This window comes from Microcoleus sp. AT8-B5 (assembly GCF_036705565.1).
Taxonomy (GTDB): Bacteria; Cyanobacteriota; Cyanobacteriia; order Cyanobacteriales; family Microcoleaceae; genus Microcoleus.
The window spans coordinates 112,158-137,908 of sequence record NZ_JAUBUY010000004.1 but is presented as its reverse complement, the minus strand read 5'-3'; the positions used below and the strand labels follow the sequence as shown (position 1 = coordinate 137,908).

Sequence of the window (25,751 nt, the reverse complement as noted above, 5' to 3'; positions counted from 1 at the left end):
TTTATCCTAGCTGAGAGCGAAGACTCTGAGCCGTATTGTTACGAGTAAAAGCATTCCAAGTTCCTAATTCTTTGGGATCGCGAGTGCGAAGCATGGCTTTCATCTCTTGGGTGAGTCCTTGTGCTAGGGTAAAATCAGCGCCAGCAATACTCTTTAATTGCTCTAAATTTGCCCCGGTTAAGTCAGCCCCTCGTAAATCCGCTCCTTGTAATTCGACTCCAATTAAGATAGCATTTCGCAAATAAGCACCAGTCAGAAAGGCATTCTGAAGACTCGCCCCACTTAAGGCTGCTCCCTCTAAATTGGCCCCAGTTAAATCGGCTCCACTGAGATAAGCACCTCGCAGGTTACAACCGTGTAAATCTGCTCCTCTGAGGTAAGCTGTATTCAGAAAAGCTCCACTAAGATTGGCTTGGGGACCAATTGCTCCCGAATTTTTGTAATTAAAACCCTCTGGCCAAAGGGTATGAGCATCATATTGAGCTAGTTTTAATTTTGCCTCTTGTAGCTGGGCACCTACTAAATTACAGCCCTGTAAATCGGCACGAAAAAGATAGCTTTCTTGTAAATTCGCTCCACTCAAATTGGCATCTCTGAGATTGGCCCTTCGTAAATCAACCCCTTTGAGATTTGCCCCTTGCAGATTGGTTTGACTGAGGTTTGCCCCAATCAAGTTTGATCCGCTTAAATCAATACCAGATAAATCCATCTGGCTGAGGTTGATTCCCGCGATGTTGCTTTGAGCTAGACTTTTCCCTTGCTGAATGGTTGCCAAGATTTCAGTTGCAGAAAGGGGTTCGGAGAGGAAAGATGAGTGTTGACGAGGTGACATTATGTTTTTCTGAAAATTTATCGATCGAGTTGCTCAAAATTGTCCTGTGTCATTTATCCTAGAATTTGAAGGATTCCAGACTGACGTTTGTTTATTTTTCTTAACTAAAATCAGCTCTGATTCCCAGTTCGGCTAAGTTCAGGTCAAAGCCTAAATCCCCGTTTTTCATTGAGATTTGTCTCAATCCCTCTGATTACTCTCGCTAAGTTGACACAGAAATGCTGCTAACACCACCTATGACTATGATGGATTTCTTTCGCAAGAGTGAGGGCGTTTGGTTTACTCAGCGAACAGTCCATAATTTTGATACTGCTGCGGCTGATGAGTCGGGAGAGTCCAATGTCATCGTTGAAGTTTTGTCAATAGACGATCGCAGACTTTTAGATGTTTGTCAAGAGCAGAATGTCGATCCCGCTTTAGTTAGTGGGGGATGCAGTTTTATGTGGCAGGACAATTTAGATGATACAGTTCCGAACCAAAACTATGCTGCTATTCTTTTAGATGTGCCTAATCCTACTAATCCGAGAACGGGCAAGTTTCTGCGAAATCGAGGCTATGTTGAAGGTATTCCGGTCATCGGTGTTTACCATTTTGCGGATGATGGGGTGTTGACTATTGAGACGGAATATGAGACTAATCAAGGACAGGAACGCTGTTGGTTTATTAACGATCATTTTCGGGTACGGGTGATGACTGTGCAGATGGTAAATGGGGTTAAACAAATGGCATACTGTTCTGAGCGTCGTTGTATTTCTCACTCGGCTTTAGAAGAGATGATTGAACACAATCGCTTGAGATTTTCTGGGGTGGGTGTGCTGTCACCTTAAAGCACAAATATCCAGTCTATTGCAATCGCAGCTACACACACAGTCAAAATATACTGGTGAGTGAAATTGCGGTAACACAAACAAAAAATATCCCGACGACTGCAATCGCATCTACACACAAAGTTCGCAGACGCGGACTAATTATTGAACTATCAAAACTATGTCTGAAAACGAAGAATTGAATCCATCCGATAATGAGGAAACTGTTGCTACTTCACCAGAGACTAATGTTGAAGAATTGGCAGAAGTAATTGCTGAATTTGAGAAATATCGCGAACGTTTGGTTAATGAAACGATGACTGCGGCACAAAAGGCCAAATTACCTCCGAAGGCGGCGATGGCTAAAATTGAGCCGGAACTTGCTAAGATTGATGCTGGACTGGATAGTCTGCGCGCTCAATTGGCGGCTCTAACTACTAATAATTAGGTGATGGTGATGGTCAATTCTAATGCTCAAGCGGAGGCAGATCCAATTCTCTTGGCTCACGCTGAAACAGATGCTTTTCTTCAGGAAGTTACTGAACAAATAGATTTAGATAGTTTCGACGCTAACGATTCCAATCTGTTGAAGCGGTTGGTTGAATGTTTGGGAGATACGCGGGGGATGACTCGACTGCGTTTCGCGGAAACTTTGGCGGAAATTGGCGAAGCGGCGACTCCTTTTTTGTTGGATGGTTTGGCTAATCATGTTAATCCGGTTGTGCGGCGCGCTGCTGCGAAAACTCTGACTTTGATTGCCGATCCGACTGCGGTTCCTCATTTAATTCATGCTTTGTTGAACGATGAGGATACGGTGGTTAAGGGTTCGTCAATTGGGGCGTTGGCGAGGATTGGGGAACCGTCTGTGCAGGCTTTGTTGGATATTTTAGGGTCAACTGATTTGCCTGAGAGTACGATCGGTCATGCGGCTTGGGCGTTGGCTTTTATTGGGGCGGGGGCGAAGGAGTATTTGTATCGGGCGATCGCGTCTGATTCGCCTGTGGTGCGCGGTGCGGTGGTGGGTGCGATCGCCAAGGTTGCACAGGAAGAACCGAAGGATGAATTATTCGAGATTTTGGTTAAGTCTCTCACGGATGTTGATGTTGATGTGCGCTGTGAGGCGGCGGCGGCTTTAGGAAATCTGGCTTATAAACCGGCTATTCCTAATCTGATTGAGTTGCTGGATACTGGTGATGGGGAAACTCGCAGGGCGGCGGCTTTGTCTTTGATGAAAGTGGGCGATCGGGCTGCGATCGAACCGCTACAAGCTGCATTGGAAAAGGAATCAGAAGCGGCGATTCAAGGTGTGATTAAGTTGGCAATTTCTCAAATTAAGTAACTAAAAGTATGACTGAATCGGGAACGGGGCGGATGTTGCTTTCTCATAATTTTGATATGCCGGAGGGTATTTTTTCCACTTTAAGTAGGGAAGAATTAACTCTGGTATTTGCTGAGGGTTTAAGTCAACATCCTGAGATTAAGTGCCGTCAATTAAATCATGCTCATTGGATGGTAGAAGTTTTATTTTCTACTGATGCTTTTTCTCCGCCTCAAGTGGGAGAATTTTGTGCTCAAGCTTTGGTGGATAAGCGGATGAGTCAGGGGAAAGCCGATGATTCTTTTCCTGATATTTTGATTTTAGCGGGATTGAAGAAGACTCCTCCTTTGAGTAGCGATGCTGAGGCGTTGCAAACGGGAGAATGGGGGGTTGATGTGGTGGAAACTCCGTCTGCTGAGAGTTTTTTGATGGCGATGGGGTGGGAGGAGAAAACGGGGGGGAAAAGTATTGATGATGTTTTTAAGGTTGAAAGGAGAAAGGGGTAAAGGGTGAGTTAAGGTGCCAGGATATCTTTTTAATTGTTACTGTTTGTTATTCTTGAGACTCCGCCAATTTCTGGGGGGTGACAAAGAGGTCTACGAAATAGACTGTATAAGGGTTGCAGCCCGCATACCTTGTTGATAAAAGCGGCGTTGAGAAGGAGTTAACTTGCGTTTACTGTTCCACCTCCAAAGAATATTTTTCTAGATAATTAACCCACTTTTCTCCATCTAATCCAACACCAAATGTACTCCGTCTGCGATACTTTTTCTTGGGTTCTGTGTGACGAGATACATATTCTTGTACCTGCTTTTTTTCAGTTCATTATCTTGAAATATTGCCCAAGTGTACGCCAGTGTCATGAGCAGAATCATGTTAATAAGTCGGTTCCCTTTGAGGCTTGTTCCTTCAAGATCGTAGCCTCCTGTTTTACAGTATCGGAACATTTCTTCAATGCCCATCCGCTGCTTATAAGCATTGAGCGCTGCTCGCAATGAGCCTAAGTCCGTGAGAATAAACCAGGCTTCTTTAACTTGATATTTCCCATAGTTCCTTTTCCACTTACAAGCAAGCTCAAACCCGGTAGTAGGTAGAGTTTTCCTCAGTTTTTTTCCTTGAACATATAAAGACGTTCCTGGTACTATTCCTAATTCATCCAACCGTTGCCAAACTATATGTTGTGTTTCGATACAAAGATTCTTTTTCAGTCTTAAGCAAAAAGACACACCCTTTTCCTTAAGCCAGTTTGCCAAATCAACAGAACTTGCATTCACGGTATCCTAAAACGATGAGTTTATATTCTGAAAATAATGGTAAAACTTGCTGTAAATTGGTAGTCTGTGACTCGAAGCTACTGTTCCCCAATTTGGGCAACAGTGACCAGTATAATGGAATTGCTCTTCGCTCCCAGATCGGGCTAACCATAAAGAGATTTATGCACCCCCATTGACTGCGGTCGATGGCGATTGATAAACGAGTACCAATGGGGCAATAAGTGGTCAACCAATAAGTAATTAAGGGGAACCAAATTAATGAGATAGTTAAGTTTGGTAAATCCAGAAATATTTGTAGTTTTCTACGCCGACTTTCCGTTGTAATTGGGTAAGGAAATACCCGTGCCTGTCGTTATAATCTCACTTGTTTTTCTGATTGGATCGCCCTGGGCAAAGTTGTCATTACAAGAAACTGAGCTGATGTCAGTTGTTTTTTTAAATGAGTCTGGTAAAATGTTGGTATCATTATTTTTGGGATAGGCAAGCGTGTAACAATTATGCTGCCTATCTTTTTTGATCGGCGGATTGGCTCAATCCTCACCACCTCTGGGTTTCAGGCTGGTTGTCACCCCCCCAGGCGATCGCTAATAACCTCAACTGATTGCGCCTCAATCTTTCACCGCTACATTAGATCGATCGCACACTTTTTATCCCTAGAAGGAAACACTAGGTATTTGTTCTTTTTCTTGATTGTGGCAATTACACTTGGATCACAATAAGATTACTCCTATCTGTTTGTTATGGAAATAGATCGCGTTCCATTTCTGAATCGCCTCCGGCGCACCATGTCCTCTGCGGAAGCTTGGGGCTTTAGTGTGGTTGGATATCTGATGTGGTTTACCTTAGCGCCGTCGGTGCAAGCAGAAATTGGCTCCGCATCCCTGTTGGTCTGGATTCCTGGTGCGATGGTCGGAATTCTGTTTAACCTTCAAGTTCAGAGTTTGGGCGAGAAATATCCAGATGTATCTGGGGGAACACCCAATTACATCACGCGACTGCTGCATCGTTACCCTGCCCTTTCCCGTTACTTGGGGATTGCCTACTACTTGGGGTGGGTTTCTTTTCCGGCCATTAATGCGATCGTCATCACAGATTTGATCCAATTTCATTTAGAACCGATGGGGCTGAATGTTCCAGAAAAAGTGTTTGAGATCGGTTTTACTGCGATATCTTACTTTTTAGCATTCAGCGGCACCCGTGCCGTCGCCATTCTGCACCTCTTTTTTATCTTTCCTTCGATCGGCTTTTTACTCCTCTTCTGCGTTCAGGGTTTAGGCTGGCTTGCCTTGGATCCCCAAAGCCCCGGACTTTTGCCCAGCAGCATTGATGCCATCAGTGTCCATGACTGGCTGAAATGGTTCTTGTTTGCAGCTTATAGCTTCTATGGCTGTGACACAGCTTCATCCTTTGTAGCAGACAGTCTCCACCCAAAAGACACCCTCAAGGCCCTGTCTTGGGTTGCCTGGTTCATGCCTCTGGTGTTTGTGGGTGGCACTTTAGTGTTGGTGCAGTTGGCAACCGCTGCCGGTTTAGAAGGCAATTTGTACGGCAAATTCCTGGTTGCTGCCAAGCCTTTCTGGGGAGACGCTGCCCCTGTCATCGTCACATTGCTGGTTGCCGCTAGCTGTTTGTTGGGATCTGCGACTAGCGTTTGCAATACGCCCCGCATCCTTTTTCAACTCGCGCAGGATGGGCTGTTGTCTCCAGTGTTTGGCGCAGTATCCCGTCGGGGTGCCCTAGAACCCGCGCTGCTGCTAACCTTTATCTGTAGTTTAGGATTTTTAGTATGGGGCAACACCACTCGAATTGTCGTGGTGTCAGGGGTGAGTTTTTTCATTTCTATCATGGGGTTTCACTTGGGGCTGTGGATGCAGCGCAAGGATCCAGTCGTGCGTTGGGGGCGACTATCCTTAGCATTACTGGTGCTGGAGTTCATTTCCCTGGTGGTGGGTGGCGTTGCCTGGGGATGGATGGATTTTGGTATCGGGTTGCTGTTGCCGTTAGCACTGATAGCGCTCGACGCTGCAATTCGGCGGATTCCTTGGGAATCTTTGCATTTACCGTGGTGGAATCGACTCCATACCAAGCCAGTAACTCCTCCTAAAAATGAATACTTTGTGGTGCTTCAGGTCGCAATTTTGATTGCGCTGATTTGTGGTACAGCGACGATCAGTTGGCTGATTCGCTCCTGGCTGCGGGTAGAAGCCGGAACCAACAATCCCTATCTGCTAATTATTGTGTTGATGACGCTGGCATTTGTGGGAGTGGCAATTGCTTGCTGGACAAGTCTGCCCCAGGTTGCTGCGATCGAAGAACTAGCAATCTCCTCAACCGCGCAAGCTAAAGAACTGGAGACGACCCTAAACGAACTGAAAAAAGCTCAGATGCAAGTGATCCAAAGCGAAAAAATGTCTAGCTTGGGACAGTTGGTTGCGGGAATTGCCCATGAAATCAATAACCCGGTCAACTTCATCCACGGTAATCTTACTCACCTGGACGAATATACCCAAAATCTGCTGCAGATGATCGAACTCTATCAACAGCGCCATCCCAGCAACGATCCAGACGTGCAAGCAATGGCAGAGGAAATCGATTTGGAATTCCTCACTGAAGATATCCAAAAGATAATTTCATCTATCAGGGTAGGAACCGAGCGAATTCGCGGTATTGTCGTCTCGTTGCGAAACTTTTCTCGTATGGATGAAGCCGACTTCAAAGATGTTGATATTCACGAGGGAATTGAAAGTACATTGCTGATTTTGCAGCACCGGCTCAAAGATAAACCAGAGTGTCCAGGCGTGGTAACGATCAAAGACTATGGCACTTTGCCGAAGGTGGAATGTTACCCCGGACAACTCAATCAGGTATTCATGAATATATTGGTCAATGCCCTGGATGCCCTAGATGAGATGAATACTAAACGCTCCTATCAGGAGCTTAAAGACACCCCGAACCAGATTACGATTCGGACTTCTGCGATTGACAATCAATGGGTGGAGGTGGCGATCGCTGACAACGGAATCGGTATGCTAGACCCAGTGAAGCAGCGCATTTTTGATCCCTTTTTTACCACCAAAGCCATCGGTAAAGGTACTGGTTTGGGGATGTCGATTAGTTATCAAATCATTACTGAAAAACATCGCGGTAAAATCAAGTGTTTTTCTACACCTGGCTCAGGCACTAAGTTTGTGATTCAGATCCCCATTCGGCAACAGCCAATTTCACCATTCCCGATCGCTCCTCAATCTTAACCACTTCCCATTCAGTGCAGCCCTCAAACAAAGCATCGTACAGAATTGAAGAGCGATCGCTCTTCTGGTAATTTTAAATTAGGAATGAGAATTAAATAACTTCCACAAGATTGTGGGATGGGCGTCCCGCCCGTCCACTCATGACGGGCGGGACGCCCATCCCACAATAACAATTAAAATTGTAAGTTATTTAATTCGCGATCCTTATTGAGTATTGCGATCGCGACCTAACGACTCGGTTCAGTGGCAGACCGCCCCGCAAGACCCCAAACCTACACGCAGAAACAGGGTGGGCTTTCCGCTGCACCTTCATTGTTCGGCGACTGTTGATAACTTCTACCTCATTGGAACGAGGTTAATTAATTGTGCCAAAGTGCATAAGTGCTGCGCGGATCGCGATGAACCACACCGCGAGCGTGGCAAATAGATAGAGGTAGAACCGAAGTATGATGAGATTGAATGTGCAATGAACAGCACTATGCAATGTGCGAAACACGACGAATACCCACGCGGCGTTCACATACACTGTATCCACCTGCTTCGTGACGAACAGGTACAGGACAAGCGCATAAAAAAGTACCGGAATCTCGAACAGGTTTTTTAGGTTATCCGATGGATTGGATACGCTTGGTGGCGAAATTTGTGCCAGTGTTCCCGGTACAGCAAGTTCTTTCGGGCTGAGCTTTCTACTGGTGATAAAACTGATACGGCGGATGTACATATACACCCATACGATGAATGTGAGAAACACTGTTGCAAAGAAGGGACTGAAGATTGTATCTTGCGTCATTTCTACCTCTCAAATTTGATTGTTATGATAGTTTGTGGGCGATAAAGTGCGCCCTATGGAATGTACAAGGCTGGAAGAAACATAGAGTAACGTAAATCCAATTAGAGGATGGAGTATCTCTAGGTGAAGAGGACTTTTGAGATGAATGCTGGAAAATTGTAGTCCAAGCAGGATTGGCAAACTGGCGGCGAGATGTCGTATTCTGCGTGAGAATGGGGCGATTAACGACCATCCCAGTAATACTAATGACAGCCCACTGTACCCTCGCACGAACCAAAGATGAATATTCCACCATGCAGGATTATGGAAGTAGGCAACTCCAACCGTTAATAACTGAGCAATCAAGCAGACATTAAAGATGATTGAAGTCACATAAAAGCTGATGAGTATCCCACGTGTGGGAGTGCGATCGCGAGCGGTTTCCAAACTTGTTATCATGTCAAGTTGTTTTTGAGATTATAAGGGTAATATAAACTGAGTATTGCCATGCTTCCAGACCTCGATCGGGTACTCTTTTTGACACTCAAGCAATTTGGTTACAAGCCCCCAGATTCATCCGTGGAGAAATCAAAAACCTGTATCCGATAAAGGATCCCCCGAATTGATCCGTGGGGTCAATTCTAAAATCTAAAATCGATTGACACTCAAGCAATTTGGTTACAAGCCCCCAGATTCCTCCGTGGGGTCAATTCTAAAATCTAAAATCTAAAATCTAAAATCTAAAATCGGTTGACACCATGAGCATGACAAGTCCCTTGCAGCTTTTATTTGAAGCGATCGACCAGGTGAAGGATGAACAAGAGCTGCGATCGCAAATCCTGCCCAAAATCGGTGAGTATTTTGCAGCTAAAAGATCGGGAATCTTTTTCTTCGATGGACTTCCTTTAGCCGATAGCAATTTTCAGAAAACATTGAAAGTTGCGCTATCGATCGAACATAATCCTGTTGCACGTTATTTAGCGGAGCGCCATGCTCCTGTCCATGAAGCATTAGTGACATCATCTCCCAAGGTTTGGACAATGATTTGTCCCCGTCCCGATCATTGGCACGTGATGGCGGGGCCGATGGTCAGTCGCGGTCAATTAATGGGTGTAGTGGGTTGTACGCGCGATCGCTCCATGCCCGCTTTCGATACAGAGAATCTAGCCGATTTGAGTGCGATCTGTTTGCATTTGTCTGTTTGGGCTGCAACAGTACGCGCGGCGAAGCTATGCCGTAGGGAATCGCAGCACCAACCTTTCAAGACCTCACGCCTAACGCCTCGTGAATTGCAAATTGCCGAATTGGTTGCTTTGGGGCGAACCAACGCAGCAATCGGGAGGGAACTTTGGATTACTGAGAATTCAGTAAAGCAAGCTTTGAAGCGAATGTTCCGTAAGCTTGAGGTTTCGTCTCGTGCAGAAATGGTTGCACAGCTTTCGGCGACAAAATATAATTTGCCAACCGTAAAAATGTCTCCATCCAACTTGATGCAGAACACTCACCAATAAACTTAAGGCTAGAAACCCTAAGAGCGATCCTCTTCTGCAAGCTTCGCTAACGCATTGAATTGAAGGGCGATCGATCTAGTGGTAATTTTGAAGTATTGAATAGGGCGATCGCGATCTAAGGGCTAAGATGAGTGGTGGCAGATTACCTCGGCATCACAGCCGACATCTCCCGTCCGTTTGAAGAGAGTGCGTTGTGAGGTGGCTCGTCAGCAGATGACTTTTTGATTCCCTGTAAGCTATCACGATTTTGGACTAATACGAATGTGGCGACTACTAGCAGAAAGTAACCGAAGCCTTTTTGAAGTTGTTGCGCTGGAATAAACTGTGCAAGATAAGCCCCAATCACCGTTCCGCATCCAGCTAAAAAGGTGAATGAAACCGTGAGATTCCAGTCTAAGGAAATATGCCCTAAATAACCTAGCAAACCCGCGACCGAATTACACGCAATAATTAGCAGAGAAGTCCCTATCGCCTGTCGCATGGGTACGTTTCCCAATAAAACCAAGGCAGGGACGATCGCAAACCCGCCACCCACACCGACTAATCCTGTCAAAATCCCTACTGCAATCCCTTCAGTCATCAGCCATAGCCAGCAGTATTTGCAAACAGGTTTGACGTACTCGATAGCCTCTAGCTCATCCTTACTAGATACTACCGTCTTTGACAAGGTGGTGCGATAAATCATCAAGCCTGCGGCAATCAGCATCGACAATCCAAATAGGGTCATCTGGAATGCGCTGGTAATGAACGGCAGCGTCGCAATTCTTGCACCGAGGTAAGCCCCCAACATGGTTGCAGTTCCAAAAATTACTGCGGTTTTGAGATTAAGATTACCGCGCCGCCCATGGGGAATGCTGCCCAATAAGCTAACAGTCCCGACAATAATCAAAGTCATGGCGATCGCAGGTTTAGGCGCAACACCCATCACATAAACCAGCACAGGCAGTGCTAGCACAGAACCACCACCGCCCAATAAGCCTAAACTCACACCAATACCAACTGCCAGGAAATGTCCAATTATCCAGATCATCGTTTATTTCCGGCTTGTTGGTTGTAAGGTAACTTTGCCAGTAGCATTCCCATCGCACAGGTGTTAGTGATTCCAGCAAACACTAAGCCAGCACCCACAAATCCACTCAGAAGTAAAAAATTAGGTGAGACAAATACCCCTAAAACTGTTCCCACAAAAACCAATGAGCCTGCAACAATCTGCACTTGCCGAAACAAGCTAATCGGCGCATTTTGACTTTTTTCAATCGGATAGCCTGCATTTTTCCAAGTAGGAATTCCACCACGCAGATGAATCACAGAATTGAATCCTGCGTCTAAACATTGTCTGGCGGCTTTGGCAGAGCGATTTCCAGATTGACAGTAGAGAACGAGTTTTTGTCCCTCAGACGGTCGTACTTGAATTGGATCGAATTGTGACAGTGGATGCAATTTTGCGCCGGGAATACGTTCAGTTGCATATTCGGCAGATTCCCGAACATCCACTAAAGTTACGGCGTTTTCCTCAAGCAATTGTTTCAAGGTTTGAGCATCAATTTCTTGAAGTTGAGAATCGTTAGTCAGTGTCATAGTTGTACTCCAAATAAAATAGATCAAAGGTCTAGGCAGAAATTGAGGTGAGGTTGCCACACCGTTCATTAGCTGGCACGGCTTCCATCATTTTTTGAGGGTTGGGCAGATTCAGTGCATTCATAAATTGAATAAACTCATCCCGACTGCGCCCTGTAAACCTAGGGTTCCAGCGTTTTTCTTCCTCAATGGAAGAAACAGTTTGCCCGCGATAGTCGTGTCCTGGATAGATCGAGGTAGAATCAGGCAAGGTAAATAATCTTTGAGTAACTGAATCAAACAAGGTTCCGGCGTCCCCGCTTTGAAAATCCGTGCGTCCACAGCCACGGATCAATAACGCATCCCCGGTCAGCAAGTGACTTTCATTGACGAGGTATGCCATGTGGCTATCTGTGTGTCCTGGCGTGGCGATCGCCTGCACTTCCACAGTTCCAAGCTGTAGCGTTTCCCCTGGATGGATAAAACGGTCTGCACAGTTAACCTGTGCTTGGGCTGGAACCACACTCACACAGCCTGTTGCTTCCCGCAGTTGAGACGCACTGGTAATGTGATCGGCATGAACATGAGTTTCCAAGCAATAACGCAATGTCAAACCCAGTTCTTTCAGCAATTTGATATCTCGCTCCACCTGTTCCAACACTGAATCGACCAATAGGGCTTCTGCGGAAGCGCGATCGGCAATCAGATAAGTATAGGTACTGCTTTCCCGGTCAAAAAGTTGACGAAACAGCATAGGCATCAGCCTCTCATTACATCTTTAGTGATAATATTACTATATAGTAGTATTGTCTAAAAAACAAGTCTCGCTCAAAATCTATTCACTCCTGCTTATGTCTCAAATCCCAGTTTCCGCTCTCGCTCAGGTGGCTGACTACTTCAAAGTTTTATCAGAGCTTAGCCGCCTGCAATTGCTGTGCGCGCTTAAGAGTGGTGCTAAAAATGTCACTGAAATCATTGAAGAAACAGGGCTGGGGCAAGCCAATGTTTCCAAGCACCTCAAGATTTTGACCCAGGCAGGCATCGTTCAACGGCAGCAGCAGGGAGTCAGTGTTTACTATCAAATCACTGACCCAATGATTTTTGATTTATGCGAACTTGTGTGTCAGAAGCTCGAAACTCGATTGCAAGAACAGTCACAACAGTTAAAAAACCTCGACAGATTGCGTCAACTCTAACCGCCCCTGATTGCAGCGTCTAGACACGCTTAATTGTTTCTATCCCAGGAGCGATCGACCCACTGGTAATTTTGAAGTATTGGGTATTGAGTATTGCGATCGCTCTTTGCCGCGACTCGGTTCTGGGGCCTCCAGAAAACTTTGCAACCTCACACTTGGTTTTGGTCAGTCCACTTCACGAGATTTTTCAGCGGCTGTTGATAACTACACTTCTAGCGAGGTGGTGTTCGCCTAGCATACCAGGCATGAATCAGAAGGGTTTGTAAGAACAATACAGGTGTATCAAAGCCGCTGGATGCAATTATTAATCCGACTTCTTGTGGGGGTAGCACAGCAGTATTTCGACCATAAGAAGCACAAAACTTTTCAATCTCCTCAGCAGGCACTTCGGAATACCTCAGCATCCGCTGCCAAACCTCGGAAAGGCTTTGGTACGCTGAAGTAGACATATCGGAAGCCACATCCGCACTGACCAAATATCCGTTAGGGCAAAGTCGTGAAGCAATTTGACTAAAAAAGTTGCGCCGCTCATCTTGTTGCATAAAGAAGTGAGAAACTAGAAGGCAAGTCGCCGCATCGAAAGAGTCCGATGCGCGCAGTGAATCGAGATAGCCTTCGTGAAAAGTGCAACGTGACGCGATACCACACTCTTCGGCGCGTTGGCGACAGATGTCAAGCATCGGTGCCGCAGGCTCTACCGCAGTAAACTGCCACTGTGGAAACGCTTGAGCCAGATAAATCAATTCCAAGCCGGTTCCCGCACCGACACAGAGAATCCGTGCATCGGTAGGAAGTTCAGAAAGTACAAAGCGGATCAGTAAATGAAGTGCGTCGCGCATCGGAGCCAATTTAGCGAATCTTTTGTCGTAGGAAGAAGCGCGTTCTCGATCGAAAACAATAGGTGACTCTTGATTTTGCATTCTGGAAAGCCAATAAGCTTGCAATCTGTATTTTAATAGCTATCTGAATTGGATTTTAGCGCCTCGCTTCAACACTTACGGGGTTCCGGCAAAACAAAAGTAATAAGACTCCTAAAATCTCGATCGCCCAAAACACCATAGAAAAATCCAAAACCCGTTTAATCATCGATGTTTTGGGGTTTTCTTCCTGGCATCCGGTTCAAATTACAACTTGCGAGGGTGCGATCGCCCTTAACAAATATCGCACTCTTGGCAGAACAATAACGCTTTGCAGTTCGGTTAGTATTCCCTTTTATTCTAGCAAGTATAGAAATAAGAACAATTAAGAGTAAAGACTAAAAAAGATAGTGCATCAACCTAACTATTAATTTGGCTGCATAATTATACGACTACCAGCTCCGCAATCTGTTCCTTGGACTTTCCAGAAAACATCATTGCCTTCCCGTCAGCCTCCACCATAAAGTGATGCCCCTTATCGGTAATAAAGTGCCAAGCGAGTATTCTTTGGCCACCGTACTCATTCATAGTATCGCCTGCCGTAACGCGCTCAAGCTTATGGCCGGCTGCATGGCACAAGGCTCGTATCAGTTTAATGTATCTCGGCTCGGCAACACGGGCCTGGGCGAGCCGGGCCTCGCGATCGGAAATACTCAATGCTCGTCGAGTGACTTCCTGTTGGATTCGATCTTCTGCTACAACAATCAGGCCGGGGCGCGCTTTTAACCAGTTAGCATTTAATCGTTCGAGACTCTCCTCTTGTTCGATCGAATAAAAGTCCTCATTTATGCCATTTAGCCTGTCTCTCTCAGCATTTTCGCCGAATAACTCACTCGAAAAGAACGATGCTAACTTTGTCTTTCGTGCTGTAACCAGCGCCTCTCCTTTTGCAAAAAGATCGGTATGTTGTGTCGCGCCGATTTTCCCAAGGCCTTCTTTAACTAGCGCGATGACAGCAGGCTGCCACCTTGTGTTATAGACAAACTGAGCAAAACCGCCATTATTCACCTGCCCGAGGTAGTAATCAACGTAGTAACTGAGGAGTGCGTCGTGAGAAATTTCTGAGAGATTCAGAAGCTCTTGAAATAGTGCATTCACAAAGTCAATATTTGATTGGATCGTCGCGCGGATATCATCGCTATTCATGCTTTCCGCTGAGAGCACGACCGCATCTTTCGAGCCAAGTATGTCGTCACTCATTTTTCCGTCTCCCTCTTAGGCTAAAACTTTTTATCTTGCCCAACTATTAATTATATTGCAGTTGCAACATCGAATATAGCCTATCATGCTCTTTTATGCTTTTTGAGGAACGACAATACTGAAAATTACATCAGCGTTCATCTGTGTTTATCTGCTGAAATCTGCGGTTTAAAAATCCCAATCTAATCGATTTACTTCGAGCCGATATATACAAAACCCCCAAACCATTTTAAAAATTAAGTTTGGGGGTTTTATTCCTAAATCCAGTTCAAATCACAACTTACTCGGCTCGATCGCAGGTGCTCTCAAAGACACAGTTTTATCCGTAGCAGCCTTAGCCACCAAGGAAGGCACAGAATCGCGCAACTTTGCAGTCAACTGTACAGTAGTCGCATCATAAACCTGAGTCAGCATCTTAGGATACAAACCGATACCGATAATCGGCACTAACAGAGCCGCAATAATAAACACTTCTCGCGGTTCCGCATCCACCAATTCCTCGTGATCCGACAATTCCTTATTTTCAGGCCCGTAGAAGATTTCACGCAGCATCGACAGCAGATAAATCGGAGTCAAAATCACCCCGACAGCAGCGAGAAATACCACACAAACCTTAAACACAGGATTGTAAGCATCGCTCGTTGCAAAACCCACAAATACCATCAATTCTGCTACAAAACCGCTCATTCCCGGCAAAGCCAAAGAAGCCATAGAACAAGCAGTCCACATGGCAAAAACCTTACGCATTTTCTGCCCGACACCGCCCATTTCGTCCAGCATGAGCGTGTGAGTGCGATCGTAAGTGCAGCCCACCATAAAGAACAAACTCGCCCCAATTAAACCGTGGGAAACCATTTGCAGCATTGCACCGCTAATTCCCAAATCGGTAAACGAAGCTATCCCAATCAGCACAAACCCCATGTGCGAAATCGAAGAATAAGCAATTTTTCGCTTCAAATTGCGCTGAGCAAAAGAAGTTAAGGCGGCGTAAACAATGTTAACCACACCCAAAATTACCAAGATGGGTGCGAAGGTAGCGTGAGCATCCGGGAGCATTCCCGCATTCATCCGCAGTAAAGCGTAACCGCCCATTTTTAGCAGAATTCCTGCTAGCAACATATGGGCGGGTGCGGTTGCTTCCCCGTGAGCGTCAGGGAGCCAAGTGTGCAGCGGAAAAATCGGCAGTTTGACACCGTAAGCTATTAAGAAACCTGTGTAAAGGAGCAATTCTACATTGGGGGCGTAATCTTTAGCTGCGATCGCCCGCATATCGAAAGTCACCGTATCGCCGTAAAACGCCATCGTCAGCGCGCCCAGCAAAATAAACAGCGAACCGCCTGCGGTGTATAGGATAAACTTAGTTGCTGCATAGAGGCGCTTCTTGCCGCCCCAGATGGACAAAATCAGGTAAATCGGGACTAATTCCAGTTCCCAAACCAGGAAAAACAGCAACATATCCTGCACGGCAAAAACTGCGATTTGGCCGCCGTACATTGTCAGCATCAAAAAGTAAAAAAGCTTCGGTTTAAAGGTGACAGGCCAAGCAGCTAAAGTAGCCAGAGTAGTAATAAAACCAGTCAGCAAAATCAGCGGCATTGATAAACCGTCAGCACCCACCGACCAATTCAAATCGAGTTGCTGCACCCAAGTATAGCTTTCTACCAGTTGCAAATCTGGATTGCTGAAGTCGTACTGAGTGTAAAAAGCGTAAACAAGTAGGGCAAAATCGATCAAACCCACAATTAGGGCATACCACCGCACCGTCTTGCCATCCTTATCGGGAATTAAAGGAATCAGCAAGGACGCAGCAATGGGAAACAGAATTGTTGTTGTTAACCAGGGAAAGTTAGCTGTATCCATTGCGTTTTAAAATGATCCATCAGTTATTAGGTTTAAACACATTTTGCCAATTTTAGCCTAAATTTTATACTTTCTTTAGACGGAACATTTTTTTTTGCTATTATCTGGACAAATTATGCGATCGCAACAGTTAAGTTTAATGAAAGATTTATTTCTCTTTGCTAATTGTCAATTGTGAGTTATTGAGCTAATGCCCGTTCTTAAAATATCTTCTGGCGAGAAATGGCATTGCCCCTTGGTGTCAACTTCAGCCGCTCATCTGCAATTGGGCGAGTCCGCCAGGGAATGAATTCCCTGGCTAATAGCGAAAGTCCTCTCAAGAGGACTAATAGATATCTCCAAAAAAGCCAGTATTGAACAGGCAAGATGCCTGTTCCACAATAAGAGGTTTAAGGAGTTCTTCAGTCCTCATAGCGAAGACTTTAGCTTTGAGACAGGGAATTCATTCCCTGTCGGACTATCGGACTATCGGTTTTACCGGGAAAGTTGACACTAATGGACAATGCCGTATCTCTACAGATTTAACCGACTCCAGAAACGATCGCAAAACCCAGAACTGCGACAAACACAATCAGAGCATAAAATTGAGCGCGACCGCTCTCAAAGTATTTCAAACCTTCGCCGCTAACCAGGGTGATAAACCCTGTTAAGTTGACGACACCATCGACGACTCGCAAATCAACTTCCATGACTTGCCGCGCTAAACGGCGGCTGCCTTTGACAAAGAGAAAATCGTTGATATCGTCGAGATACCACTTGTTCAGGGAGAACTCGTAAAGCGGTTTGATTTTTTGGGCGATCGCACTTGGGTCAATTTTACGGCTCAAATACATCAGAGAAGCCAAAGTAATGCCCAGCAAAGCAATACCTACAGAGCTTCCGCCCATAATCAAAAATTCCGTCAAATTGAACTCAGCAGCGTGTTCCAAAACTTCTTCGAGAGACTCCCCAGGCGCGCGAACAAACTGCTCGAAATAATTGGCAAACGGCGTACCGAGAAAACCGATAAACACAGAAGGTACTGCCAGCAACACTAACGGCAGAGCCATTGTCAGAGGAGATTCGTGAGGCAAATGGTCGTGCTCATCGTGACTGTCGTCAGTTGATGCCAATTCCTTAACGTTCATCGCCCCAGGGCCGAAAACCAAACCCGGTTGCAGAAGTTGCTGTTTGATAGCGTTGTTATTGCCCCGGAATTCGCCCTCAAAGGTGCTGAAATACATCCGAAACATATAAAACGCGGTCATCCCGGCCGTCAGCCAACTAACAGCCCACAAAGCGGGATTTGCGGAGAAGGCGCTGGCGAGGATTTCGTCTTTTGACCAAAAACCAGCAAACGGCGGAATTCCGCAGATTGCCAAATTTCCGATTAAAAAGCAAGAAGCGGTAATCGGCATATATTTCCGCAAGCCGCCCATGACTCGCATATCTTGAGCGAGTGCGGGGTTGTGGCCTACAACTGCTTCCATCCCGTGAATCACTGAACCTGAACACAGGAACAGCATTGCTTTGAAATAAGCGTGAGTCATCAAGTGGAAAAGTCCGGCACTGTAAGCGCCGACGCCCATTGCCATCACCATGTAGCCGAGTTGGGAGATGGTGGAGTAGGCGAGGCCTTTTTTGATGTCATTTTGGGTAATCGCGATCGAAGCACCCATAAATGCCGTAAAACAGCCGGTGCAGGCGATCAAATTCATGACGGCCGGCAGCCCTTCAAACACCGGGTACATCCGAGCGATCAGGAATACGCCGGCGGCTACCATTGTCGCCGCGTGGATTAAGGCCGAAATCGGTGTCGGGCCTTCCATTGCGTCTGGAAGCCAGACGTGGAGGGGGAATTGAGCAGATTTGGCTGCTGGCCCCAAAAATATGAGGACGCCGAAGATTGTCGCCAGAGTCGCCGAAAGAGCACCGGATTCTACTAAGGAGTGCAGGCGTTCGCCCATCACTTCAAATTCAAAGCTGCCGGTGGCCCAGTAAATGCCGAGGATGCCCAGCAGCAGGCCGAAGTCGCCGACGCGGTTGGTGACAAAAGCTTTTTGGCAAGCGTCAGCAGCGGGTTTGCGATCGTACCAAAATCCGACTAGCAGGTACGAACACATACCTACGAGTTCCCAGAAAATGTAAATCTGAACGATGTTCGGGCTGACTACGAGACCCAACATTGAGGCGCTGAAGATGCTCAGGTAGGCGTAAAAGCGCACGTAGCCGTCATCGTGAGCCATGTAGCCGTCGGTGTAAATCATCACCAAAAAGGCGACCGTAGTGACGATCGCCAGCATCACCGCCGTCAGCGGGTCGATGATATAGCCCATATTCAGCGAGAAGTTGCCAGCAGAAGCCCACTGAATACTGCGGGTGTAGGGTGCGTGGCCCTGTAATTGACTCCACAGCAATGCGAAGGAGAGTACCATTGACCCTCCGAGTGCGGACACGATTAATATCGCATTCGCTTGTCGGAGTTTGTTGGTTGCCTGGTTAAAGGTGATTAAGCCTAGACCTACTAGCATTGCGCCTGCCAGTGGCAGGACAGGAATCAGCCAAGCGTATTGATAAAGCAGTTCCATGACTGATAGGTAGTTTAAAGTTTCTACTAGATATGGCCAAAACTGTAAACAATTGTGACACACGCCTGCGCGACCCGGCAGAAATACTTGTTGTAATTCTCAAGCGTTGTCGATCGACAACGCTTGAGACCTACTGCCTATTTTCCGATCGAGCCGATCGATCTAGTTCGCCTTAAATCTATGCCCAAATATAGACTGACAAATCGAGCTTGGACGGAAAGAAATCAAGAAACCTGGTTTTTTAACCGATACCCTGGCGCTTCACACTATATTTTTGTAAAAAACACTGTTTCGGGGTTCAGGAATGCGACATTTGGCGCTCAGGTGGCCGATCGACAAATGAGGAATTGCTTCTGATTTCTACCTAAAAGCCGAATAACTTGCAGCCGTTACCTGTTGGCTACTTCCTGAAGTTGCAGCCGTTGAGATGGGGAAACTACGTGAGCGGCCAGCATCCAGGCATCCAGAGTCCGCCGCAGTTCCTCGCGTCCTTGGTAGTCTTCCAATCTAAATCGAACTTGATCGCCCTCAAACAAAATCAGCGTGGGCAGACTTGTCAGCCGATAAGTGTGGGCCAACTTGAAACATTGATCGGCATTCACCCCTACGAGCTTGACTTTTCCTGCCCACTGTGCTTCAAAAGTCTTAAGCGTGGGGTCGATCGCGCGGCACAAACCGCACCAAGGAGCCGAAAAGTGAACTAAAACGGGGGTAGAGGCTTGAAAAACCTCTTGTGCAAAAGTGCGTTCGCTAACCGACAACACCATGAGCCCTCAAAATTTAATAATTTTTTTCTATCCTAGGGATCATGCTACCAGTATATGTTCCTAGTGACACGCATCAAAAAAGGATGAATTTCCCACAGCAAACCAGTAAAAATGACTACACCTACGTAGGAAGGGCGCAGAAACTCAAGCAAATCAAGGGTTTGACGCTTTTGTATGATTGCCAAAAAAGGCATGATTGAGGTTCGAGATTTGATGGTTTCAAAGGATTCTCCAAAACGAGCCTGAAGTCGTCTGTCGCCGTGCCACACTCCGAACAGGTGGTGAAGTACCAAACCGATGGAAGTGACGAGGGTAAAGCTAGTGCCAATCCACAGGGTGTGGGCCACGCACCAAATCACTTGTCCCACCATTTGCGGGTGACGAGTGATGCGAATGATGCCAGTCTCGTAGAGGTGAACTTGGGGCTTTTGGACGGCGGCAATTTCTAGGAGGTTGAAAGTTGCTGGGTACAGAAACAGAAAGGAAATTGCCGAAAGTATCCAAACTGCAGGTTTAACTCCGGGTAATCCCTGTACTTGCCAAAGCTGTACGCCGTCGTAACGGTGGTTGAAAAAGTAGACAATCAGAATGACGGCTAGCGGCAAACTGACAAGGGCAAACAAAACGCGGTAAAGTCTCGGCCCGATCAGCTTTTCACCTTTGGGCCGGAGGGCTGCTAAACCGCTGTGGGCGATCGCAAAAACCAGTAATAAGCCCAGAATAACTAAGTGGGAGTCGAGCGCCAAGTCGATCGTCATTGCAAATATTAAGAAAAGTTATTGATTCTCGGCCAATTTGTGTCACAAAGTATCTATGGGAGCATTCAGCGGTTATCAGTCATCACTCATCAGTCATCAGTCATTAGTGACCCAATAGCAACTAAAGACCGCAGACAGAGGACGAGTACAACTGACTTTAAGGTTGCGTGTGTTGCAGCCAAATGACTGGCATCGAAGTCAACTCCGACTGTTGCACACCAAATCGAACCAGCTTGTCGATTGACCGCAGAGATTGACAGAAGACCCGCCCCTACACCTACTGACAATTTAGATATATGTCTGACCTTCCTTTCACTTTAGACCAGTTACGCATTCTCAAGGCGATCGCCTCTGAAGGAAGCTTCAAACGCGCCGCGGACAGCCTCTATGTATCCCAGCCAGCAGTTAGCTTGCAGGTGCAAAACTTAGAGAGACAATTGGACGTGCCACTGTTTGACCGGGGGGGGCGGCGGGCGCAACTAACCGAAGCCGGACACCTGCTGCTGAGTTACGGCGAGAAAATTTTATCGCTTTGCCAGGAAACTTGTCGAGCTCTGGAAGACTTGCAAAATCTCCAAGGCGGTACTTTGATCGTCGGCGCTTCTCAAACAACGGGAACCTATTTGCTGCCCCGGATGATTGGGATGTTTCGCCAAAAGTACCCAGATGTAGCAGTACAGCTTCACGTTCACTCGACCCGCCGCACGGCGTGGAGTGTGGCCAACGGGCAAATCGATTTGGCAATTGTTGGCGGAGAAATTCCTACCGAACTTGTAGAAGCTTTAGAAATTGTTCCTTACGCTGAGGACGAACTGGCTCTGATTCTTCCTCCATCTCACCCGATGGTACAACAAGAAACTATCCAAAAAGAAGACCTTTACAAATTGCAGTTTATATCCCTCGATTCGCAGTCTACGATCCGCAAAGTAATCGATCAGGTACTGACTCGCTGCGGCATTGACACGCGCCGCTTGAAAATAGAGATGGAACTAAATTCGATCGAAGCCATTAAAAATGCCGTTCAGTCGGGGCTGGGAGCTGCTTTTGTCTCGGTTTCGGCGATCGAAAAAGAGTTGCTCATGGGCGTCTTGCACAAATCTCAAATGGACGAAGTTTTGGTAACTCGCATTTTGTCGCTGATTTACAACCCCAACCGCTACCGTTCTAAAGCAGCAGAGGCTTTCAGCAATGAAATTTTGCCCCAGTTTGCTACTTATTCGACCATCCTGGAGAAGAAAGAACCCCCTGCCCTCGATTTGGGATTCATAGAAATAGCAACTCCCAATTCGGCGGGAAGTTAATCTCTTAGGTCGCTGGCAGTTAGCAGTTCGCGGTGAGTTGAGAAATCGAAATCTGGTTTAACCATCACTTTTTCTTCGTTCTTCCCTTTTCCTTCTTTCCTCTTCCTTCTTCCCTCTTCTTAGCAAACAAAAATGGAAGTTTACTGCACCCGCCCGGGCTGCCCGCGCCCTCAAAACTCTTTTCCCGACCTCGATGACAGTTCGCGGCTGAAAACGGTGCAGCAAAAGTTTTGCACCGCTTGCGGGATGCCCATGATTTTGAGGGGCCGCTATTTGCCCGTGAGGTTGTTGGGTCAAGGCGGTTTTGGGGCGGCGTTTTTGGCCAGAGACCGGGATACTCCGGCGATGCGGCAGTGCGTTGCTAAACTTTTGCAGCCGTCGGTAAGTCTGACTCCGCCCCAGCTAAAAATCGCTCAAACTCTGTTTGAACGGGAAGCGGCGGTGCTGGAAGAACTGGGAAACGAACATTCCCAAATTCCGAGTTTGCTGGCGTTTTTTGAGCTGACTGTTACGAGTTTGCAGCCGGGAAAAAACGATCAGTTTTTCTATCTGGTTCAAGAATTTATTGACGGTAAAAATTTGGAGGATGAACAGGCTGTTAAAGGCCGATTTTCGGAGGCGGAAACGGTGGAGGTGCTGCGGGAAATTTTGAAGGTTCTCGATTTTGTACACTCTCGCGGTTCGATTCACCGGGATATTAAACCTGCTAATATTATGCGGGGTAAAAACGGTCGGCTTTATTTATTAGATTTTGGGGCTGTTAAACAAGTAACACAAAGTGTTGGGAGTGCCAAAGCTTCGACTGGTATTTATTCTTTGGGTTACGCTCCCCCAGAACAGATGAGCGGGCAAGAAGTTTATCCGGCAACGGATTTGTATGCTTTGGCTGTGACTTGTATTACTTTGCTGAGTGGTTTGCAGCCGACGGAGCTTTTTGATAGTTATAGAAACGAATGGAATTGGCATTCGCGGGTGCAGGTAAGTTCGCGTTTGGCTCATGTTCTCGATCGAATGTTATTATCAGCTCCCAGCCAGCGGTTTCAATCTGCGAGTGAGGTGGAAGCGGCTCTGATGTCTGGGCCTCAACAACCTTCTCAACCACCTACAGTCGTGGTGGCGCCGCCTCCCATACCTCTTCAACCAACTCTGCCGCCTCATCCTGTACGGGTTCCTGCAACACCTCCCGGAGGGCTGCAACCTTCGCAGAGAGCGACTTTTTCGATTTGGGAGGTTTTGTCGGGGGCGGCGTTTACGGGTTTTGAGGCGGGGGTGCTGGCGATCGCCCTGACGAGTTTGCTGCCCTCTCCTGGCTTGAGTATCGGATTGTTGGGGATGATTGTGGCGGGTTTGATTTACGGCCAGTATCGCAGGGCGATCGAACAAACTGAGATGTTGATTATTGGTGCAGGTACTGTGGCTTTGCTGTGGTTTTTCCCGGTTTTACAGACGGCGGCAGGTGCGATTTATCCGAATTCTCCGATTACTGGCGTGTTGTTTGTGGGATGGTTGGGTGCTTTGGGTGCGATCGCTGGCACAGCTATTTTTAGATTGATTTATAAGCTGCTTTCAAACATTTTTTAATTTAATACCAATTCTCCTTTCCTCTTGCAACTATCATGAGTGTTGAGTTTGTTGACTGTCGCCCTGTATGCACCGGTGCGTCGCTGCGAGATTTTAGCTATGCGAGTAAGGAGTTATATCAAATCCGGTAGCATCGGAATTATTCCTCTCTGTATTCTCTCCCTCTGCGTTCTCTGCGCCCTCTGCGGTTAAATCATTCCGATACAACCGGAAACGATATTAAGGGTGGCGACGCACCCTACCAGCTACTGTTGCATAAAATTTGAGAATTAGTATAACTAAATCGATGCAAAATCAGAAGTTGATTAACCCGAATTGGGTCATTGCTTGGGGCCCAGAAGCCCGATCGCACCCTGCAACTTGGGCAACTTCCGGTTTTGCCATAATCGGAGCTCAACCCACCTTCAGCCCCAATCAGCGATTTGTGCTGGTAGGTGACTGCTGCTTCGATCGCACCCCAATGCTCAAACAACAGATTGATACCGAGGGATTGACCGATTTGGCGATCGTCGCGCGGCTATGGGAACAGTACGGTACTAAAACACTGAGCTTGCTCTCAGGACAATTTGCCCTTGCTGTGTGGGATCGAGACGAGCAAACCTTGTGTCTGGGGCGCGATCGCGTGGGAGCAAAAACCCTCTATTACACCCGTACAGGAACGACTCGCTGGATTGCGCCTCGACTGCGATCGCTCAATCCGTATCACGATCGAGAACTTGATTTAGTTGCTTTGCGCGACTACTTGTGCTGTGCATTTGTACCCGGAGCACAAACGCTGTGGGAAGCCGTGCGAGAGTTGCGGCCCGGTAGCTACCTGTACTTACCGGATATTGAGGCCCAGAGATACTGGCAGCCACAGGAGCAAATTACTAACGCCGATCGCCCTTTGGAATGGCATAGTCAACAAGTGCGATCGCTTTTGGAACAACTGGTGCAGGAAGCGCTACCAGCGGGCGAACCAGTCGCAGCATATCTTTCGGGTGGTATTGATTCAAGTTGCGTCGCGGCGATCGCCACAAGACTGCACGATCGCCCGGTGCACACTTTTTCGATGCACTTTGGCGCTCAATATCCCAGCGAGATTGAATTTGCCAACCTCGTTGCGGCACATTGCGGTACTGAGCACCATATTTTAGAGGTTTCGCCAAAGCAAATTTGGGAGTTGCTACCGGAAACGCTGGCGGCGATGGATGATCCGGTGGGGGAAGGCTTGACGGTTCCCAATTTGCTGTTGGGGCGATCGGCAAAGCAATTTGCAGACGTGGTACTGAATGGCGAAGGTGGCGATCCGTGCTTTGGCGGGCCGAAAAATAAGCCGATGTTACTCAACAGTTTGTATGGTTCGATTCAGGGTAAACCAGATCCGATCGCAGCTTACTTGACTTCGTTTCAAAAATGCTATGTGGATTTGCCGCGTTTGCTGAATCGGGAGGTTTGGGAAAAGGTGAAGAGTGCGCCTTCAGTGTTTGCTGAGGAATTGCAACAGACAGAAACGACGTTTTTGAATCGGCTGATGCGGCTCAACATTGAGTTTAAAGGAGCCGATTACATTTTGACCAAGGTGAATAATCTCACGGCTGCGGCGGGACTAAAAGCTCGATCGCCCCTTTTCGATGCGCGGATGGTGGCACTGAGTTTGCAAATTCCCCCAGAATACAAGCTTTCGGGCGCGCAGGAAAAAGCGGTTCTCAAGGCTGCTGTGGCGGATTTGCTGCCCGATGTGATTGTCAACCGTCCGAAAAGTGGCATGGTGATGTCGATGCAGCAGTGGTTTTTGAGGGATTGGCAGTGGCAAGCGCGATCGTTGTTGCTGAATCGTCATGCGGCGATCGCGCCTTACCTCGATCGAACACTAATCCGCGAGTGGCTAAACTATCGTGGGGAAGTTTTTCCCCGCTATGGGCTGAAGCTGTGGCTGCTGGTGACGCTGGAAATTTGGTTACAAGTTAATCGCCGTTAGTTACCCGAAATTAGGACACGGCGCTGTGCCTTTCGTCGTGTCAACTTCAGCAGTTGACGCCCCAATTTGTCGATCGACAATGGCATTTTCCCTATGCGGTTTTCGCTCTTGTTTATAGAACCGAATTAAACCGCAGAGGGCGCAGAGGATACAGAGAAAAGGAAGAGACAGATGAATCATTCCGATGCCAACGGATTTGATATACAGTGTATTTCATAAACCTGGAATACGCTGTATATAGCCATCCTAAATCATTTGTCAATTTCTTGCTCCCTCCCCTTGGTAAGGGGAGGGTTGGGGTGGGGTAAAAAGTTTACGACTCCTGC

Annotated in this window: 23 protein-coding genes; 10 read left to right on the top strand and 13 right to left on the bottom strand. The window is 47.0% G+C overall.

All coding sequences use genetic code 11. The features are described from left to right. Position 1: 1 nt before the first annotated feature. Positions 2–832, bottom strand: coding sequence for a pentapeptide repeat-containing protein (locus tag QUB39_RS04610; protein WP_333207995.1), 831 nt, complete (start codon positions 830–832; stop codon positions 2–4). Between the two features lie 242 nt (positions 833–1,074). Here QUB39_RS04610 and QUB39_RS04605 point away from each other — a divergent pair, with 242 nt between their 5' ends. The 4 genes from QUB39_RS04605 to QUB39_RS04590 all read left to right on the top strand — a co-directional run bounded on the left by QUB39_RS04605 (position 1,075) and on the right by QUB39_RS04590 (position 3,462). Continuing rightward, entirely contained in the window at positions 1,075–1,659 is a 585-nt protein-coding gene (locus QUB39_RS04605; protein ID WP_333207996.1) for a phycobiliprotein lyase, read from the top strand. A gap of 160 nt (positions 1,660–1,819) precedes the next feature. Further along, positions 1,820–2,086, top strand: coding sequence for a hypothetical protein (locus QUB39_RS04600; RefSeq protein ID WP_333207998.1), 267 nt, complete (start codon positions 1,820–1,822; stop codon positions 2,084–2,086). Positions 2,087–2,095: 9 nt separating this feature from the next. Further along, complete coding sequence (locus tag QUB39_RS04595) at positions 2,096–2,977, top strand: HEAT repeat domain-containing protein (RefSeq protein ID WP_333208000.1); 882 nt, start codon at positions 2,096–2,098, stop codon at positions 2,975–2,977. 8 nt (positions 2,978–2,985) lie between these two features. Continuing rightward, positions 2,986–3,462: a DUF2656 domain-containing protein gene (locus QUB39_RS04590; protein WP_333208001.1), complete on the top strand. Its 477-nt coding sequence runs from the start codon at positions 2,986–2,988 to the stop codon at positions 3,460–3,462. A gap of 225 nt (positions 3,463–3,687) precedes the next feature. Here the strand turns inward: QUB39_RS04590 and QUB39_RS04585 are convergent, their stop codons facing one another. Then, the gene (locus QUB39_RS04585; protein WP_333208003.1) at positions 3,688–4,230 is read right to left on the bottom strand and encodes a transposase; all 543 of its coding nucleotides are present in this window, start codon (positions 4,228–4,230) and stop codon (positions 3,688–3,690) included. 740 nt (positions 4,231–4,970) lie between these two features. On the opposite strand from QUB39_RS04585, the gene QUB39_RS04580 reads away from it, so the two are divergent. Continuing rightward, positions 4,971–7,481: an ATP-binding protein gene (locus tag QUB39_RS04580; RefSeq protein WP_333208005.1), complete on the top strand. Its 2,511-nt coding sequence runs from the start codon at positions 4,971–4,973 to the stop codon at positions 7,479–7,481. Positions 7,482–7,836: 355 nt separating this feature from the next. Here QUB39_RS04580 and QUB39_RS04575 read toward each other — a convergent pair whose 3' ends face one another. Continuing rightward, complete coding sequence (locus QUB39_RS04575) at positions 7,837–8,271, bottom strand: MAPEG family protein (protein WP_333209215.1); 435 nt, start codon at positions 8,269–8,271, stop codon at positions 7,837–7,839. Between the two features lie 9 nt (positions 8,272–8,280). Beyond that, positions 8,281–8,709 (bottom strand): DUF6220 domain-containing protein, encoded by a 429-nt coding sequence (locus QUB39_RS04570; protein ID WP_333054384.1) that lies wholly within the window; start codon positions 8,707–8,709, stop codon positions 8,281–8,283. Between the two features lie 299 nt (positions 8,710–9,008). Here QUB39_RS04570 and QUB39_RS04565 point away from each other — a divergent pair, with 299 nt between their 5' ends. Further along, positions 9,009–9,761, top strand: a complete 753-nt coding sequence (locus tag QUB39_RS04565; protein WP_333209217.1) for a LuxR C-terminal-related transcriptional regulator — start codon at positions 9,009–9,011, stop codon at positions 9,759–9,761. Positions 9,762–9,903: 142 nt separating this feature from the next. On the opposite strand, the gene QUB39_RS04560 is transcribed toward QUB39_RS04565, so the two are convergent. From QUB39_RS04560 to QUB39_RS04550, 3 genes are read right to left on the bottom strand one after another with little or no spacing between them, the layout of a single operon-like run. Next, on the bottom strand, positions 9,904–10,791 hold the full coding sequence (locus tag QUB39_RS04560) for a sulfite exporter TauE/SafE family protein (RefSeq protein WP_333054388.1): 888 nt from the start codon (positions 10,789–10,791) through the stop codon (positions 9,904–9,906). Next, complete coding sequence (locus QUB39_RS04555; protein WP_333054390.1) at positions 10,788–11,339, bottom strand: rhodanese-like domain-containing protein; 552 nt, start codon at positions 11,337–11,339, stop codon at positions 10,788–10,790. The genes QUB39_RS04560 and QUB39_RS04555 overlap by 4 nt, the downstream gene beginning before the upstream one ends. A gap of 31 nt (positions 11,340–11,370) precedes the next feature. Beyond that, positions 11,371–12,072 (bottom strand): MBL fold metallo-hydrolase, encoded by a 702-nt coding sequence (locus tag QUB39_RS04550; protein ID WP_333209220.1) that lies wholly within the window; start codon positions 12,070–12,072, stop codon positions 11,371–11,373. Positions 12,073–12,169: 97 nt separating this feature from the next. Here QUB39_RS04550 and QUB39_RS04545 point away from each other — a divergent pair, with 97 nt between their 5' ends. Then, a complete protein-coding gene (locus tag QUB39_RS04545; protein ID WP_333054392.1) occupies positions 12,170–12,514 on the top strand; it encodes a metalloregulator ArsR/SmtB family transcription factor in 345 nt (114 codons plus the stop codon). Positions 12,515–12,726: 212 nt separating this feature from the next. Here the strand turns inward: QUB39_RS04545 and QUB39_RS04540 are convergent, their stop codons facing one another. The 6 genes from QUB39_RS04540 to QUB39_RS04515 all read right to left on the bottom strand — a co-directional run bounded on the left by QUB39_RS04540 (position 12,727) and on the right by QUB39_RS04515 (position 20,583). After that, positions 12,727–13,434 carry a methyltransferase domain-containing protein gene (locus QUB39_RS04540; RefSeq protein WP_333054393.1) on the bottom strand — a complete coding sequence of 236 codons (708 nt, stop codon included), beginning with the start codon at positions 13,432–13,434 and terminating at the stop codon, positions 12,727–12,729. A gap of 381 nt (positions 13,435–13,815) precedes the next feature. Beyond that, positions 13,816–14,631, bottom strand: a complete 816-nt coding sequence (locus tag QUB39_RS04535; protein ID WP_333054394.1) for a DMP19 family protein — start codon at positions 14,629–14,631, stop codon at positions 13,816–13,818. Positions 14,632–14,904: 273 nt separating this feature from the next. Then, a complete protein-coding gene (locus tag QUB39_RS04530; RefSeq protein ID WP_445243124.1) occupies positions 14,905–16,491 on the bottom strand; it encodes an NAD(P)H-quinone oxidoreductase subunit 4 in 1,587 nt (528 codons plus the stop codon). Between the two features lie 521 nt (positions 16,492–17,012). After that, positions 17,013–19,058: an NAD(P)H-quinone oxidoreductase subunit 5 gene (locus tag QUB39_RS04525; RefSeq protein ID WP_333209223.1), complete on the bottom strand. Its 2,046-nt coding sequence runs from the start codon at positions 19,056–19,058 to the stop codon at positions 17,013–17,015. Between the two features lie 389 nt (positions 19,059–19,447). Then, positions 19,448–19,825 carry a thioredoxin family protein gene (locus tag QUB39_RS04520; protein ID WP_333054396.1) on the bottom strand — a complete coding sequence of 126 codons (378 nt, stop codon included), beginning with the start codon at positions 19,823–19,825 and terminating at the stop codon, positions 19,448–19,450. Between the two features lie 44 nt (positions 19,826–19,869). Then, a complete protein-coding gene (locus tag QUB39_RS04515; RefSeq protein ID WP_333054397.1) occupies positions 19,870–20,583 on the bottom strand; it encodes an NnrU family protein in 714 nt (237 codons plus the stop codon). A 296-nt stretch (positions 20,584–20,879) separates the two neighbouring features. On the opposite strand from QUB39_RS04515, the gene QUB39_RS04510 reads away from it, so the two are divergent. From QUB39_RS04510 to QUB39_RS04500, 3 genes are all read left to right on the top strand, one after another. Beyond that, a complete protein-coding gene (locus QUB39_RS04510; protein ID WP_015174889.1) occupies positions 20,880–21,884 on the top strand; it encodes a LysR family transcriptional regulator in 1,005 nt (334 codons plus the stop codon). A 132-nt stretch (positions 21,885–22,016) separates the two neighbouring features. Then, positions 22,017–23,465, top strand: a complete 1,449-nt coding sequence (locus QUB39_RS04505; protein WP_333209225.1) for a serine/threonine-protein kinase — start codon at positions 22,017–22,019, stop codon at positions 23,463–23,465. A 286-nt stretch (positions 23,466–23,751) separates the two neighbouring features. Beyond that, the gene (locus tag QUB39_RS04500; RefSeq protein ID WP_333209227.1) at positions 23,752–25,425 is read left to right on the top strand and encodes an asparagine synthase-related protein; all 1,674 of its coding nucleotides are present in this window, start codon (positions 23,752–23,754) and stop codon (positions 25,423–25,425) included. Positions 25,426–25,751: the final 326 nt, after the last annotated feature.